At 79.8% G+C, this 400-nt stretch carries 1 protein-coding gene; it reads right to left on the bottom strand.

Annotated elements, in window-relative coordinates; genetic code table 11:
- A partial coding sequence (locus D455_RS28880) for a DUF6297 family protein (RefSeq protein ID WP_040684276.1) occupies positions 1–400 on the bottom strand: 400 nt, incomplete at both ends.

Genomic DNA, 400 nt, shown 5'->3' with positions numbered 1-400 from the left:
CCCACGCCCAGCAGCCGCGCCAGCGCCGTGTCACCGGCGTCCCGACGCGCCCCCGCGGTGCTCGTCGCGGCGACCGCCAACGCGCCCGCGGCGAGCACGATCAGCGTTCCGGTCACCCCGCCGCCCGCCCGCGCGGTCAGCACGGGCAGGGCGGTCGACGCCGTCATGAGCGCGAGCCGCCCCGGCCCTCGTGCCAGCCGCCGCCAGTCCAGCCAGGCCACCGCCGCCGCACCGCGCAGCCGCGACGGCCACGCGCGCGAGCGCAGGACGCGTGAACGCCAGTGCGCGTCCTCGGCGATCCAGGTCAGCGAGCCCGGATCCATGGCCGCGAGCGCGCCCGAGGCGAGTTCGGCCCGGCTGGAGGCCGCCAGGATCGCGCGGGCCGGGATGCGCGCGAGGA

Origin of the sequence: Nocardiopsis halotolerans DSM 44410 (assembly GCF_000341065.1) — a bacterium.
Taxonomy (GTDB): Bacteria; Actinomycetota; Actinomycetes; order Streptosporangiales; family Streptosporangiaceae; genus Nocardiopsis; species Nocardiopsis halotolerans.
Note: the sequence above shows the minus strand (reverse complement) of the source record. Positions and strands in the feature narration are given on the sequence as shown.